Below are 14,027 nucleotides of genomic sequence, written 5' to 3' on the forward strand. Positions count from 1 at the left end.
CCTCTTGACAGACATAGAAGCATCGTCGCTGTCGAAGCGGTCACGCACCCAGTTCACATAACCCATCTCCTGAACGAAGAACGTACGGTCACATCCGCGCACCCCGCCCTGGCAATCGAGAAACACTCGCAGGGACTGCTGCAGCAGACTGTCCGGGAGCACCTCGACGGCGGGGGCGCCTGGTCTCCCGCCCGGCCCGCCCGGCCCAGCCGGTCGTCCGGTGGCGGCAGGTCCACCTGGTGGGCCACCCGGTGGTCCGGCCGGTTGGGCCAGCATGGCATTGGGAGCGAAGGCAAGCAGGCCCCCGACAAGGAGGACCGAATATGAAGAACGCATGCGGGGGATGATCAGAAATGGAGGGGTGACCGGTTCACGGCGTCCGGGGCACGTGCGAAACAGGATCCGGACGTGCACATACGCATGAGTGCATGGGACCGTTTGCGAGTTTCCGACACCCGCTGACGAAATCAGTCCATTTCATGTCAAATCAAAAGAAATCCACAATATGGAACGGGCGATGGGTCTCCGAAGAGGCCCACCGCCCGTGCGGGGCCGCGCCAATCTGGGCCGGCGCCAATCTGGCCCGGCGCCAATCTGGCCCGGCGCCTAGCGACGCTTCGTCGACTCGACCTTTGGCGGCGCCGCCACAAACTCGATCCGGTCGTTCTTGCCGAACTGGATAGCCAGCCCCGCCGCCCGGGTCAGCGCGTCCGTCGCTTCACCGCTCGACGTGAGCGGGATCCGCATGCTGACCGGTCGGTCGAGCAGGCTGCTGTCGGCGATGACGGCGTTCATGCCGAACCAGCGCACGAGTTCCGGGACCACCAGGCGCAGTGGCGTGGCGCTGAACACAATGCTGTCGCGCGTCCAGGCGAGTGCGACATCCCGCGCCCCCACGTCCAATGGCGTGATGGCCCCCGCCTCGGTGAAGCGGACGGCCTGACCCGCTTCGACCCGGTACGTGCTGCCGTTGGCGCGATGACGAATCTCTACGGCGCCCTCGGACACCGACAGCACGCTGCCCTCCTCACCCGGGAAGTGACGCACGCTGAACACCGTGCCCTGCGCGGTCAGCGTAAGCGCCCCGGCGCGTACCGCAAACGGCAACCCGCGCGGGTGCGATGCCGCCGGCGTTGGCGTGAAAGTGGCGGTGCCTTCGAGACTGATGGTGCGAAGCGTGTTGCCGAAGGCAGACGGGACGCGCAGCCGCGTGTCTGACCCCAACATGGCCCGGGTGCCGTCGCGCAGCGTAAGTGCGCCACGCTGGCCGTTGCCCGAGGTGAGTACCTGCGCGTCGGTGCTGTTCAGCGCGGCATCAAGGGCCGATTCACGGCTCATGCCGTCGAGCAGGCGTTGCCCGAAGTAGAGAACCACGGCGGCCACCAAGGCGAGTCCGGCATAGAGCATCCAGCGCGGACGATCCACCACACGCTCGACGTGTTCGCGGGCATGCGTACGCTGCGCTTCACGCGCCTCGCGCACAGCGGCTTCGTGATCAACCGGTGTGTGCAAAGCGTCCATGAGGGCCCGCACGGCACCGTCTACATCGGGAACACTCAAATGCGACGACGCGGTGGCACCGGGTCGATGATGCAACGCCGCATGCTTGCGCTGCTGCGCATGGGCCGCCTGTTTCACCGCCTCCTCGAGAAACGCGGAGATGGCGAGTGGACTTTCGAAACGCTCTCGTGCGGCCCACGTGTCCAGCATGGCCGTGTGCGCAATCTTGCCGCGATAGGCCGCGAGATCAGCGCCAAGCGCTTCTCTGGCCATGGCCAGCAGGCCGTCGTACTCCTGCCGGTAAAGCGCAATCAGCGCGTTTTCGTCGCCATGCGCGAATCGATCGACGAGCGCGGCGTCAGGGAGAGGGAGCACAACCGCCATGGAATCCTCCACGCCGCCACGCAGGCGGCCGCACGGTGCACACCAGCGGAATCCGCAGGCACGAGACTCCGCTTTCCTTTGACACTGCGATCCGTACCACGGATGCGCAAACGGGTTTCCCTGACAACCTCATGCGCGCTGTCTCCTGCCATACAGATCAGACCGGCGACTTCGGGAGAACTTCGCGGCATCTGCGGCTTCATGAATTGCGACCACATGTTGACCAGCTCGTGACAGGCCGTGCGGGATACCGTCACACGGCCGGGCGTACGTGACGCGTGCACGGCATTCCCCGTGTCCCCTTCACGTCGAACATCAGGTCAACCGATGCGCTCCACCTTTCTACGCACGTCGCTCCTCACCGCCATGAGCGGGCTGACGCTGGCCGCTTGCGGCGACGACAACGACAGCCTGGCCACGCCGACGCCGGCACCGACGCCGGTAGCCCTCAAGAATCAGTCGGTCACGCCGGCGCTGCTCAAGTCGCTCGTGCCGGGCGTGGAGATCTACAGCCTCATCAGCTCAGACGACCAGCTCGCCGGTTCGCCTTCGTTCGTGTTTGGCGGTTCGGCCGACGGTACGGGCTTCATGCGCAACAGCGACGGCTCGTTCACCGCACTGGTGAATCACGAAGACAACTTCGCGGTATCGCGCATTCGCTTCGACAAGGATCTCAAGCCCATCAGTGGCGACTACGTGGTGAACTCCACCGCTGGTCGCTACCGTCTCTGCTCGGCTACACTCGCCACCGTGGAAGAGCACGGCTTCAGCGCGTTCATCACCGCCGGCGAAAGCAGCGAAGAGTCGGAAATCCTTGCGGTTGATCCGTCGGGCCCGGCCAATACGCCCAAGTACCTCTCGGCCTTCGGTCGCTTCAACACCGAGAACGCCGTGCCGCTGCCCAAGGTGGCGTATCCGAACCGTACGGTCGTGCTGATCGGTGATGATGACTCGGGCGCCGAAGGTGGCCAGGTGGCCATGTATCTCTCGAACACCGTGGGAGATCTCGACAACGGCAACCTGTACGTGCTCGCGCGCACCGACAACAACACGCGTGAGCGCGACATGGTGGTGGGTCAGAGCTATCCGGTGCAGTTCCGTCAGATCCAGAACCAGAAGACGCTCACGGGTCGTCAGATCAATCAGGCCGGCGCGACGCTCAACGCCATTCGCTTTGCGCGCGTCGAAGACGTGGACTACCGCAAGGGCTCAGCGGAGAACAACCGCGAGATCTACTTCGTGGCCACGGGACAGAACAACACCGGCGTGAACGCAGACTACAGCCGTACCAAGTACGGCCGCGCGTATCGTTTGCGGCTGGACCCCGCGAATCCGCTGCAGGGCACCCTGGAGGTGATTGCGGACGGGGATGACAAGTCGCCAACCAACGCTGCGCGTCTCTTCCAGAACCTCGACAACGTGTACGTGGGCCAGAACTACGTCTACCTGCAGGAAGACGACAATGGCTACGGTGATGAGACGCACGACGCGTACATCTACCAGTACAACATCGCCACGCGTGAACTCAAGCCGGTGCTCGAGCTCGACCATCGACGCACGCAGGCCGACGCCGCGCTCTACAACGCGGTAAACGCCCGTCCCGCTGGCAAGGCGGGCTGGGAGTATGGTGCGATGATCGACGTGTCGTCGCAGCTTGGTCAGGACAACACCTTCATCGTGGCGCTGCAGCCGCACTCCTGGCGCGCCGACAAGTACCGCGGCGTGGATGGTGGTACGCTGCGTCCGAATGAAAATCAGGCCAGCATGCTCGTCGTCGTGAAGGGCCTGCCGCGCTGATCCAGGAGTCCTGAACCTGTACGCCGACCCGAGGCACAGCGCCCCGGGCCGGCGTCGTTCCCGAACATATGAAGACGCTTCGTCAAACATCGCCGCTGATCGCGGCGCTCCTGATCGCCAGCTGCGCGACACCGTCTCCCGACACTACGTCGGCCACCGACGCCGAGTTCGCACGTGCCACGCAGGTGGTGGGTATCTGGCGCACGCACCTCGACACGCTTGCACTGAGCGTGGCGCGGCTCGACTCTGCTGCGCAGGCTCTGCGCACCCCGGACGACGTTCCTGAGGCGCGTGCCGCGTTTGTCGAAGCCCGTCGTGCCTTCAAGCTGGTTGAAGTGGGCCTTGAGTACTACATGCCGTCCACGGCCAAGGAGATGAACGGGCCCGCGCTCCCTGAAGTGGAGGACGAAGAAGGACCCGAGGCGGTGTTTCCGCCCAAGGGATTTCAGGTCATTGAAGAGGTACTCTATGGCGACGACCCGGTGGCAGAACGTGAAGAGCTCATCACCGAGACTTCCACGCTGCGTCCGCTCGTGACGCGCGCACAAACCATGATGGCCGCGCAGCAAGCCACCGACGCGCATGTGTGGGATGCGGTCAAACTTGAGCTGGCGCGCATTGCCACGCTCGGTGTGGCGGGCTTCGATTCCCCGGCGGCAGGACTTGGCTTGTCCGAGGCGGATATGGCACTCGAGGGTGTGGTGCGCACGCTCGCGCCATATCGCAGTCGCGATAGCATCTGGGCGCATCTCGACTCGCTGCTGACTGACTCTCGTCGCATGCTCATGGCCACATCAGACCGGGATGCGTTCGACCACTTCACCTTTCTCGCGCAGCGCCTGGTGCCGCTGGGTCATGCGGTGCAACGCACACGACTTGCACTCAACATTGCGGTGCCAGCCGAGCGGCGGGCCTTTGCCATGGACGCGGCCACGGTGTTCGACAGCGCCGCGTTTGACGTGCTGGGTTTCGCGCCGCTCGATGCCGTTGCGGCAACACCCGAGCAGGTCGATCTGGGGGCGCAACTGTTTCGCGATACACGACTCTCCGGAAATGGCACCCGTTCGTGCAGCTCATGTCATCTGCCGGGCAAGGCCTTTGCCGATGGGCTGGTGTCCAATCAGGCGCGCGGTGGTGCGCCGCTTGCCCGCAACACACCCACGGTCATCAACAGCGGACTGCAGTTGGGCTCGTTCGCTGATCTGCGCACGACGTTTCTGGAAGATCAGGTGACTGACGTGATCGAGAGCGTGGATGAGTTGCACGGCAATCTCGGTACGATTGCCACGCGCCTCGCGGCCGATAGCACGCTGGCGGCCACGTTTCGAGCCGCGTTCGCCAGTAACCCTGCGCATGGCGTGTCTGTCGTCACGGCAGCTCGTATCCGCACGACGCTGGCAGCGTACCAGCGCAGCCTGTCGCGCCTCAACTCGCCGGTGGATCGTGCCCTGCGCGGTGAGGTGGACGCGCTGTCTGACGAGGAACGGCTGGGCTTCAACGTCTTCGTGGGCAAGGGCAAGTGTGCCACCTGTCACTTCCTGCCGCTCACCAATGGCACGGTGCCGCCCATGTATCAGAAGTCGGAGGTCGAAGTGCTGGGTGTTCCGTCTCGTGCGGTAGCAGCCAACGCCAAGGTTGATGCCGATGTCGGACGCTATCGCCTCACGCGCGCCGATCCGCACCGGTATGCCTTTCGCACGCCGTCCATTCGCAACGTGGCTCTCACCGCGCCGTACATGCACAACGGCGTATATCGCACGCTGGAAGAGGTCGTGGAGTTCTACGATCGCGGCGGCGGCGCGGGCATTGGCATCGCGCTTGACAACCAGACACTGCCTCCGGACAAGCTCAGGCTCACGCCACAGGAGAAGCGGGCACTGGTGACCTTCATGCGCGCGCTCACCGATATCGCGGGCACTTCGGCGCACTGAGCGGACGGCTGCCCGCCGTGCAGCGTGACCAGATCCTGCTGGCTAGATTGCCGGCATGGGTCTTTGTTCCTGCACTGAGCAACACGATGGCCGCCGCGTGGTACTCACCGGCGGCCCCGGCGCCGGCAAGTCTGCCGTGCTCGAACTCGCGCGCCTGTTCTTCTGCGACCATGTACGCCGACTGCCCGAGGCGGCCGGCATCGTGTTTGGCGGAAACTTCCCACGCAACGGTCGGGTGGATATCCGCCGAGCCGGCCAGCGCGCCATTTATCATGTGCAGCGCGAGCTAGAGGCCACCGTGCTTGTCGAAAACGCGGCCACGGTAGTCTGCGACCGCGGTACCCTGGACGGTGCCGTGTACTGGCTTGGCGAAGGTTCGCTGTGGGAAGAAGTGGGCAGCACTCGTGAAGAAGAGCTCGCGCGCTACTACGCGGTCATTCATCTGCGCACGCCCGCAGCGTCCGACTACAATCACGACAATCCGCTGCGCATTGAATCGCATGATGAAGCCCAGCAGATCGACCAGCGCATCAAGGAGGTCTGGGCCGGGCATCCGCGATACGTGGAAGTGCCAGCCACCGAGGATTTCCTCGCCAAGGCCGCACATGCACTCGCTCATCTGCGGGACTTCATGCCCGAGTGCTGTCGGGTTCGCAACGAGGCACGGCTGCGCTCGCTGGCGGTCTTTCAGTAGCAGAGCTCGTTGTCGGATGGTCGCGTACAGCGCCAATACCAGACGTCGTGTGGGGAAATGCCGCATGGCGCCGTGCGAACCAGCGTGGCACCATGAAGCATCCCCCGCACCCGACCTTGAGGTCAGGAGGCTGCCATGCCCGCATCACGCACCGCCGAAGATCTTCGCACCACCTACGAGGCCACGCGCGCCCCACTCGGCCCGCTACTCGTAGCCACCGATACCTCCACCGCGTCCGACGCGGCATTTCGTCTGGCGGACGCGATGAGTCGGCAGACGGGCGCGGCCGTGCAGGTGGTAAGCGCCGTGCCACCCAACGCCCTGCCAACCTACGGCTTCGAGGCGGTGGCCTTTCCTGGTCTGCCGGCCGAAGCACTCATGGCCGATCGTCGCACGGCGGTGGTGGCGCAGCTGGGGCACTCCGGGCCGGAGGACTGGGACTGGCCCATCACCGTGCGCGTCGGGGAGCCAGCCCGGGAGATCTCCGCGCTGGCACGCGCGCACGAAGCACGGCTGGTACTGGTGGGGCGCGGCAAGCATCCGCTCGTCGAGCGACTCTTCAGTGGCGAAACCGTGTTGCGACTTCTGCAGCAGGGCGACACGCCCGTGTTTGCGGTCGATGCGCGTCTAGAGCGCTTGCCACAGCGCGTCGTCATCGCCACGGACTTCAGCGTGTTCAGCATTTACGCAGCCCAGGTGGCGCTCGACTTTGTGGCTCCGCACGCGAGCATTGAGTTGGTGCATATCGCGCCGCGCCTAAGCGACACCGGTGCGGCCGTGAAAGACTTCGTGGCAGAGTACCGCGAGCAGGCGGCCGCCAGCTTTGCGGCGCTGCTCGATCGCATTCGTCGGCCCGGGCTGTCGTTTACCACGACCGTACTCGAAGGTCATGTCGGCAATACCCTCGTGGCTCATCTGCATGCGCAGCCGGCCGATGTTGTCGTCACGGCCACTCACGGCTACGGCTTCATGCGCCGCATGATGCTGGGCAGTGTGGCGGCCACGCTGGTACGGGAAGCGCCGTGTTCGGTGCTCTGCGTGCCGGGCAGTGCGCGCACACAGGCCGCTGCGCGGGCGCGTCAGGCTGTGCAGCGTGAGCACACGCACGTCTGGCCAGACGATACGCTGGCCGAGTCACTGGACGCGTTCACCCAGCGGCAGCAGGGGCGGCTGTGCTCGGTCGAGGTGCATCAGTACGACATTGGCGTGCAGCCGCTCGGTCATCATCTGCCGTTGCGTGGCATGACCTGGGAGGCAGACACGCGGAGTGTGGTCCTGACCTTCGGCGGCGAATCCGCCGGCAGCGCGCATCTCACGCATGCCATCGGCAACGTGGAGGAAATCGCACGGCTTACCGATCTGCACGGCGGAGACCACATGCTGCAGATCAAGTATCCGGCTGGTGAAACGCTGGTGATGCTCGAATAGCGGGCAACCACGTCCCGCTGGTCGTGACGGCCCCGTGGTTCATGACGGGCCGTCACGATCCGTGCGCGACGTCAGTCCAGCTTGGCGCGCGCTGCGGGACCGCCAAGGGCATGCGATCGCACGGAGTCCATGATGCGCGCCATGTCCGCTTCACAGCGGGCCCGTTCTTCGGGACTCCAGAGGTCGCGGTGCGAGGCCGCGCGAATGGTGGCCATCATCTCGTCCACCAGTTCACGCAGGCGCGGGTTGCGACGTCGATCGCCCTGTGGGAGCGGTGGCGTCGGCTGAGGGGAGGCTGGGAGGTCGCTCATGGCCAGAATGTCGGGCGCGCCGGGCCGGCTCACAAGGGGGCGGCGGTCGTTACTCGGGTGGCCGCGTAGGCGGATCGTCCCCCAGCACGCGCATGGCCGGCGTGTCGAGGTCGTCATACTGCCCGCTGCGTGCGCTCCAGACGAAGGCCAGCACGGCGCCGCCCACCACCAACAGGGCGAGCGGCAGGACCAGGAAAAGCACGCTCATGGTTGGGGTACCGGTTGGGGCTGCATCGCTGCAGGCGCGTTGGCTCTTGGTGTGGGGCGCGAAGAGCCACGACGCGGAAACGAGTGTCCATACCAACTGCCAAGCACCACGGTGATGGAGCTCAGCGGCATGAGCACGGCCGCAATGAGCGGCGAGAGAATCCCTGCCACCGCAAGCGACGCGCCCACGATGTTGTAGCCGATGCTGAGCGCGATGTTGCGCCGGATGACACGCAGCGTGTTGCGCGCGCCCTCGTGCAGCCCAACCAGTGCGGAGAGTCCGGGCTGTGTGAGATACACATCGGCCGTGGACAGACAGGCTTCCGCACCGCCATGCACACCCACGCCCACATGCGCCGCCGCAATGGCGGCCGCATCGTTGACGCCATCGCCCACCATGACCACCGTTCCTTCGGCCTTGAGCTGCTCCACCACGCGCAGCTTGTCTTCCGGTGATGCGCCGCCCGTCACCTCGCTGGTGGCAAAGCCAAGCGATTGACCGACGGCTGTAGCCACGTCGGGCGTGTCGCCGCTCAGCATGAGCGTGCGCCAGCCCAATGCGCGCAGACGCTGCAGCGAGGGCAAGGCGTCGGCGCGCACCTGGTCGCCCAATCCTGCTACCGCGACCAATACGCCATCGACGGCCACATGCACCGGCGTCAGCGTGGGCGCGAGTTCGGGCCAGACCATGTTGTGGGTAGGCGCCGCCTGCCTCACAAAGCGCGGCGAGCCCACCTGCACGCGATGACCGTTCACCACACCACGGAGACCACCGCCCACCACGTGCTCGGCATCCTGCACGGGGTGTACGGCCACATGAGGCCAGGCGCGACGGAATCCGTCAGCCAGCGGATGCGACGACCCGGCTTCGAGTGACAGCACGAGCTCGCGTACCCAGTCGGGACCGTGCCACGCAACCAAGGTGGTACGTCCCTCGGTGAGTGTACCCGTCTTGTCGAGCACGAGAATGCCGGGCTTGGCCAGCAGCTCAAGCGCGTCGCCCCCCTTGATGAGCATGCCGTTGCCTGCTGCGCGGCCCACCGCCACCGTGATGGCCAGCGGCGTCGCCAGCGCCAGTGCGCAGGGACAGGTCACGATGAGCAGCGCAATGGCGTCGTCGAGTGCGTGCGGCAGATTGAGCTGCGACTTGACCACAAAAATGGCCGCCGCCGCCACCAACACCACGGCCGTAAATACACCAGCCAGACGATTGGCCGTGAGTACAATGGGCGCACGCCGCGCTGCGCTCTGCTCCACCTGCTGCAGCAGGCGTGCAATGCGGCTATGTTCGCCGGCCTGCTCGACACGCACACGCACGGGCGCTTCCACATTGAGCGTTCCCGCGTACACACTGCCACCTGCTTCCACGCGCGTTGGGCGTGATTCCCCAGTCAGCAGCGCCGCATTCACCGTCGTGCGTCCGTCCAGCAACACGCCGTCGGCTGCAAAACTCTCACCGGCGCGCACGTCGAGAATCATGCCGGGCAACAGCGCCGACGCCGGAACCTCACGCAGCCGATCCTGCTCCACGATGCGCGCCGTGTCGGGCGCAATGGCGTGCAGCAGTTCGGCGGAGTCGGTGGCGAGACGTTGACCGCGCTGTTGCAGAAAGCGTCCCACCAGCAGCGCAAAAATGAGTAGTGCCAGACCATCGAAGTAGATGGGGCCGGTGCCGGTGATGGTGTTGATGGCCCCGCGGACGAGACCGGCCGCCAACGCAATGGCGATCGGCAAGTCCATGTGCAACGTGCGCGTGCGCAAGGCGGCCCACGCCCCACTGAAGAACACTCGACCCGGCCAGATGAAGGCGGGCAATGTGATGGCGAAGGTCATCCAGCGGAAGAACTGCTCGAAGCGCGCTTCCATACCGTTCACTTCGCCGGCATAAAGCGCGAGCGAGGTGAGCATGACATTGATGGCAATAGCGCCCGCAATGCCGATGCGTACGAGCATCGCGCGATCTTCGCGCCGACGCATGTCGGCCCGGGCCACGCCACGGAACGGATGGGGCGCATATCCCAACGCATCGAGCGTTCGGGCCACCTCGGAGAGCGCCACGGCCGACGGGTCCCACTCGACCACGGCCAGTGCACGGCGTACATCGAGTTCGCTGCGCAGCACGCCAGACTGCAGCAGCGGCACGCGCTCCACCAGCCATACACAGGAGGCGCAATGAATACCCTCCAGGTAGAGCTCCGTGCGCGCGCGTCCGCCGGGCAGCGACTTCACATACAGCTCGGCAAACGTTGGATGGTCAAACTCTTCATAGCTGCGGCCACTGCCGCGCACCGGGCCCTCGCGACGCTCGGCAAACCCGTAGTACGCGGCGAGACCGTGCGTGTGCAGAATGCCGAAGGCCGTTTCGCAGCCCGTGCAGCAGAACTGCCGTTCGCGCGCCTGGTCCACGAGGCCACTGGGCACTTCGAGTCCGCAGTGCGCACAGGCTACCGTCGTGGCATGCGTCGAGGTCTGCGTCGTGGCAGGCGTCGTGACCGTGTGGGCCATCACGGCTTCAGTGGACATGCTGTACTCCAGGCAGGGCGGTTCCACTCAGGTGGCCGGCCACGGTGAGCAGCCCGATGACCAGCACCACCGCAGCACTGAGCACCGGCAGGCGCTGACGCAGTGGCGCCAGTACACGCTGCGCACCCACACCCACCGCCACCAGCGCCGGCACTGTTCCCAGCCAGAACACGAACATCGTCAGCATGGCCGTTGATACCTGACCGGTGCCACCGGCCGCCGCCACAAATACATACAGCCATCCACAGGGCAGCAGAGTAGTCAACAGCCCCGTGGCCAGCGCGCGCTGCGCCGGTGGCATGTGGCGCAACGGACGCAGCAGCGAACCAATGGCGCGTTGCCAGGCTTCCGGCGCCTGCATGCGCGACAACACCACACCCTGTCGTGCGGCGATGGTCGACAGCGCCCAGCCCACCATGAGTACTGCCGCCACGAGGGCGGCGGCACGTGAGACGCCAACCAGCACCCCGAGCCGTGTCACCTGCGCACCAAGCGCACCAGCCAGCGCGCCCAACGCCAGGTAGGACAGGAGACGGCCACCATTGTACCAGGCATGATGCATGCGGTTTGGCGACTCAGCGCCCTGCGTGTACAGACACACGAACCCGCCGCACATGCCGGCGCAGTGCACGCTGCCCACCAGACTGGCCAGAAAGATGCCCGAGGTGCTGAGGATCACGGCGCGGTGTCGGTCAACCGTGTCGAACGCACCGCCTGCACACGCTGGGCGTCCTGCCAGTGCGCATCACCCATGCGTGCATCGACACGCACCTCCCACTCGCCGGCGTGCCGCACGGGCAGGGTGGTGAGATACCGGCCCGGCGCGTCTTCCCGAAGCGTGGCGGTGAGCGTGTCGTTGGCGCGCGCGTTGAAGCGCGCCATGATGGCCACCTCCGCACCGCGCAGCGGCTCCGCGTTGGCGTTGGTCAGGACCACCTGCAACTCGGCGCTGTCCGACGCGGTGATGGGTGACAGGGTGCTGCGCACCTGCCAGCCCAGTGCCAGATTGCGACGCTCCTGCGCCATGGTGGAGTCATAGTGCACGGCCTTGCGATAGTAGTCGGGTTCCACCGAGAAGGCGGGGTCGTTGCCGGCGATGCGCATGACGACGAGGTTGCCCACGATCGTGGCGCCAAGGATGCAGGCAATGCCGATGGGCCAGCCGATGCCGGGCTTCATGGCGTAGCGCTCCGGTTGGAGGAGTTCGGGCCGAGTAAACGGTAGCGCAGCGTTTCGAGATACCCGCGCTCGTCGGAGAGTGTGATGGTGACCCAGCGTTCGCCGTTCACGAAGGCCGATGGAGGCAGCAGCACAAACACACTGGTTGTGCGCGTCTCACCGGCGTCAATGCGCAGCGGGTTTTCCGGCGCGACAATCGTAACCTGCGTGGAATCCAGCACCGGTGCGTTGGGCTCCAGTGGCGTGCCTACCAGCCCCGAGAACACGATGGGGTAGGCCATGTTCTCGCCGCGACGGTTGGTGACCTTGATACGCACCTGATTGGCAATGCGTCCGTCGGCTTCGGTGGTGAAGGGCCCATCGAGTCCGCGCAGCACCGTGAGGTCTGCCGCCGGCTTGCGCCACATGGTGATGGCAAGGCCGCCGAGGAGGATGGTGAGCACCGCGGGATACAGAATGGTGCGCAGGCGCAGCAGCTTGCGTGGCTGACCCGCAATGGCATCCTGGGAGGAATAGCGGATAAGCCCCTTGGGCTTGCCGATCTTCACCATGATGTCGTCACAGGCATCGATGCACTGCGTGCAGTGCACGCATTCCATCTGCAGGCCGTTGCGGATATCGATGCCGGTGGGGCAGGTCTGTACGCAGGCCTTGCAGTCGATGCAGTCGCCGGCGCTCGGATCGCGTGTGGCGCCGGCGTGCGCGCGCGGTTCACCGCGATTCACGTCGTAGGCTACGATGACCGACTGCCGATCAATGAGCGCCGCCTGCCAGCGACCGTACGGGCAGACGATGAGGCAAGTCTGCTCGCGGAAGTAGGTGAAGTTGAACCACACGATGCCGGTGAACAGCACCACGAAGAAGAACGCCGTGGGGTGATCGGCCGGACTGCCGGTAATCCAGGTGTAGAGCTGATCGGTGCCCACGAAGAACGCGAGCATGGTATGCGATACGAACAGCGCCAGCAGGAAGAACGTGACGTACTTGGCGAGACGACGTGGCGTGAACCACGCGCCCTGCTTGTCGAGCGCCCGCGAACCGGCGTAGCCGCCATCGAACCAGCGGCCGATGGGACGGAACAGGAACTCCAGATACACCGTCTGCGGACAGGCCCATCCGCACCACGCGCGTCCAAAGAGGGCGGTGAGCAGAAAAATGCCGATCACGCCCGCGCCGAGCGTGAACATGAACAGCAGCGTGTCGGTGGGAAGAAACGTGTAGCCCATCAACGTGAATTCGCGGCGCGGCAGGTCCATGAGAAACACGGGCTTGCCAAAGACGCGCAGATGTGGCGCCGCGAAGAAGATGGCCATGAGCAGGTAGGCCACGACCCGCCGACGCTGCCACCACGGGCCATGCGCGGGCTTGGGACGGATCCAGCGCCGCGATCCGTCCTCGTTGAGCGTCGGCAGGACACGCCGACCAGCCGTTGGCGGGACGCTGGTCACGGAGTGACCAACTCTCCCTGTGGCGCCTTCGGGTTGGCAGGCGTTGACCCCTTCAGCGACGCGACGTAGGCCACCACCGCCTGCAGCTGATCGGGCTTGAGTGACTTCTCCCAGGGCGGCATGCCCTTGGCCAGCACGCCCTGCGCCACCGTCTTGTAGATGGAGCCGATGTCACCGCCGTGCAGCCAGTAGGCGTCGGCGAGATTGGGGCCGATGATGCCACCACCATCGGGACCATGACAGGAGGCGCAGTACGACGTGTAGGTCTCCTTGCCCTCTTCGAGTGCTTCTTCGTCGTCGAGCAGGGCCATGAGCTGTTCCGGCGTGGCTCCACCGCCAGCCGGCGCCGGATTGGCCGCCGCGTACTCGCGCATGGTCTTCTCGTAGTCGGCAATCCAGCCGTCACCGGCGCCAATGGGGCCGATGTTGATCACGTAGATCACCGAGAACACGATGGTGAGGCCGAATGTCGTCAACCACCAGCGCGGCATCGGATTGTCGTACTCCTGAATGCCGTCGTAGGTATGGTCAAGCAACTTGTCCTTGGGCGCCTGCGGTGACTTCTGCTCGCGTGCCCCATCCGGCGTGGACGGGGTGGAGTTCGCATCGTTGGACGCGGACATGA

At 65.4% G+C, this 14,027-nt stretch carries 13 protein-coding genes; 4 read left to right on the forward strand and 9 right to left on the reverse strand.

All coding sequences use genetic code 11. From position 1 onward, the window contains the following. Window positions 1–336 (reverse strand): hypothetical protein (locus B2747_RS04630; protein ID WP_291157304.1); only part of this gene is annotated, 336 nt, incomplete at its 3' end. A 270-nt stretch (window positions 337–606) separates the two neighbouring features. Continuing rightward, window positions 607–1,884, reverse strand: a complete 1,278-nt coding sequence (locus B2747_RS04635) for a FecR domain-containing protein (protein WP_291157306.1) — start codon at window positions 1,882–1,884, stop codon at window positions 607–609. Between the two features lie 327 nt (window positions 1,885–2,211). Here B2747_RS04635 and B2747_RS04640 point away from each other — a divergent pair, with 327 nt between their 5' ends. The 4 genes from B2747_RS04640 (at window position 2,212) to B2747_RS04655 (ending at window position 7,734) form a co-directional block, all read left to right on the forward strand. Continuing rightward, window positions 2,212–3,681: an alkaline phosphatase PhoX gene (locus B2747_RS04640; protein WP_291157307.1), complete on the forward strand. Its 1,470-nt coding sequence runs from the start codon at window positions 2,212–2,214 to the stop codon at window positions 3,679–3,681. Between the two features lie 68 nt (window positions 3,682–3,749). Next, entirely contained in the window at window positions 3,750–5,612 is a 1,863-nt protein-coding gene (locus tag B2747_RS04645) for a cytochrome c peroxidase (protein WP_291157309.1), read from the forward strand. A gap of 55 nt (window positions 5,613–5,667) precedes the next feature. Continuing rightward, window positions 5,668–6,306, forward strand: coding sequence for an ATP-binding protein (locus B2747_RS04650; RefSeq protein ID WP_291157311.1), 639 nt, complete (start codon window positions 5,668–5,670; stop codon window positions 6,304–6,306). Between the two features lie 135 nt (window positions 6,307–6,441). Next, on the forward strand, window positions 6,442–7,734 hold the full coding sequence (locus tag B2747_RS04655) for a universal stress protein (protein WP_291157313.1): 1,293 nt from the start codon (window positions 6,442–6,444) through the stop codon (window positions 7,732–7,734). Between the two features lie 71 nt (window positions 7,735–7,805). On the opposite strand, the gene B2747_RS04660 is transcribed toward B2747_RS04655, so the two are convergent. The 7 genes from B2747_RS04660 to B2747_RS04690 are packed head-to-tail and all read right to left on the reverse strand — an operon-like array spanning window position 7,806 to window position 14,025. After that, entirely contained in the window at window positions 7,806–8,045 is a 240-nt protein-coding gene (locus B2747_RS04660) for a hypothetical protein (protein WP_291157314.1), read from the reverse strand. Window positions 8,046–8,094: 49 nt separating this feature from the next. Further along, the gene (gene ccoS, locus B2747_RS04665) at window positions 8,095–8,253 is read right to left on the reverse strand and encodes a cbb3-type cytochrome oxidase assembly protein CcoS (RefSeq protein ID WP_291157315.1); all 159 of its coding nucleotides are present in this window, start codon (window positions 8,251–8,253) and stop codon (window positions 8,095–8,097) included. Further along, window positions 8,250–10,775, reverse strand: coding sequence for a heavy metal translocating P-type ATPase (locus B2747_RS04670; protein WP_291157317.1), 2,526 nt, complete (start codon window positions 10,773–10,775; stop codon window positions 8,250–8,252). The genes ccoS and B2747_RS04670 overlap by 4 nt, the downstream gene beginning before the upstream one ends. Continuing rightward, the gene (locus B2747_RS04675; RefSeq protein ID WP_291157319.1) at window positions 10,765–11,454 is read right to left on the reverse strand and encodes a sulfite exporter TauE/SafE family protein; all 690 of its coding nucleotides are present in this window, start codon (window positions 11,452–11,454) and stop codon (window positions 10,765–10,767) included. The genes B2747_RS04670 and B2747_RS04675 overlap by 11 nt, the downstream gene beginning before the upstream one ends. Beyond that, the gene (locus tag B2747_RS04680; protein ID WP_291157321.1) at window positions 11,451–11,954 is read right to left on the reverse strand and encodes a FixH family protein; all 504 of its coding nucleotides are present in this window, start codon (window positions 11,952–11,954) and stop codon (window positions 11,451–11,453) included. The genes B2747_RS04675 and B2747_RS04680 overlap by 4 nt, the downstream gene beginning before the upstream one ends. Next, window positions 11,951–13,402 carry a cytochrome c oxidase accessory protein CcoG gene (gene ccoG, locus B2747_RS04685; RefSeq protein ID WP_291157323.1) on the reverse strand — a complete coding sequence of 484 codons (1,452 nt, stop codon included), beginning with the start codon at window positions 13,400–13,402 and terminating at the stop codon, window positions 11,951–11,953. Before ccoG ends, B2747_RS04680 begins: the two co-directional genes overlap by 4 nt. Beyond that, complete coding sequence (locus tag B2747_RS04690; RefSeq protein ID WP_291157324.1) at window positions 13,399–14,025, reverse strand: cbb3-type cytochrome c oxidase N-terminal domain-containing protein; 627 nt, start codon at window positions 14,023–14,025, stop codon at window positions 13,399–13,401. Before B2747_RS04690 ends, ccoG begins: the two co-directional genes overlap by 4 nt. Between the last annotated feature and the right edge of the window lie 2 nt (window positions 14,026–14,027).

The sequence above is a fragment of the Gemmatimonas sp. UBA7669 genome (genome assembly GCF_002483225.1).
GTDB lineage: Bacteria > Gemmatimonadota > Gemmatimonadetes > Gemmatimonadales > Gemmatimonadaceae > Gemmatimonas.

What these genes read in the sequence shown, in the direction of transcription:
- B2747_RS04635 (WP_291157306.1), bottom strand. Translation starts at nt 1,884, where the DNA reads ATGGCGGTTGTGCTCCCTCTCCCTGACGCCGCGCTCGTCGATCGATTC.
- B2747_RS04640 (WP_291157307.1), top strand. Translation starts at nt 2,212, where the DNA reads ATGCGCTCCACCTTTCTACGCACGTCGCTCCTCACCGCCATGAGCGGG.
- B2747_RS04645 (WP_291157309.1), top strand. Translation starts at nt 3,750, where the DNA reads ATGAAGACGCTTCGTCAAACATCGCCGCTGATCGCGGCGCTCCTGATC.
- B2747_RS04650 (WP_291157311.1), top strand. Translation starts at nt 5,668, where the DNA reads ATGGGTCTTTGTTCCTGCACTGAGCAACACGATGGCCGCCGCGTGGTA.
- B2747_RS04655 (WP_291157313.1), top strand. Translation starts at nt 6,442, where the DNA reads ATGCCCGCATCACGCACCGCCGAAGATCTTCGCACCACCTACGAGGCC.
- B2747_RS04660 (WP_291157314.1), bottom strand. Translation starts at nt 8,045, where the DNA reads ATGAGCGACCTCCCAGCCTCCCCTCAGCCGACGCCACCGCTCCCACAG.
- ccoS (WP_291157315.1), bottom strand. Translation starts at nt 8,253, where the DNA reads ATGAGCGTGCTTTTCCTGGTCCTGCCGCTCGCCCTGTTGGTGGTGGGC.
- B2747_RS04670 (WP_291157317.1), bottom strand. Translation starts at nt 10,775, where the DNA reads ATGTCCACTGAAGCCGTGATGGCCCACACGGTCACGACGCCTGCCACG.
- B2747_RS04680 (WP_291157321.1), bottom strand. Translation starts at nt 11,954, where the DNA reads ATGAAGCCCGGCATCGGCTGGCCCATCGGCATTGCCTGCATCCTTGGC.
- B2747_RS04690 (WP_291157324.1), bottom strand. Translation starts at nt 14,025, where the DNA reads ATGTCCGCGTCCAACGATGCGAACTCCACCCCGTCCACGCCGGATGGG.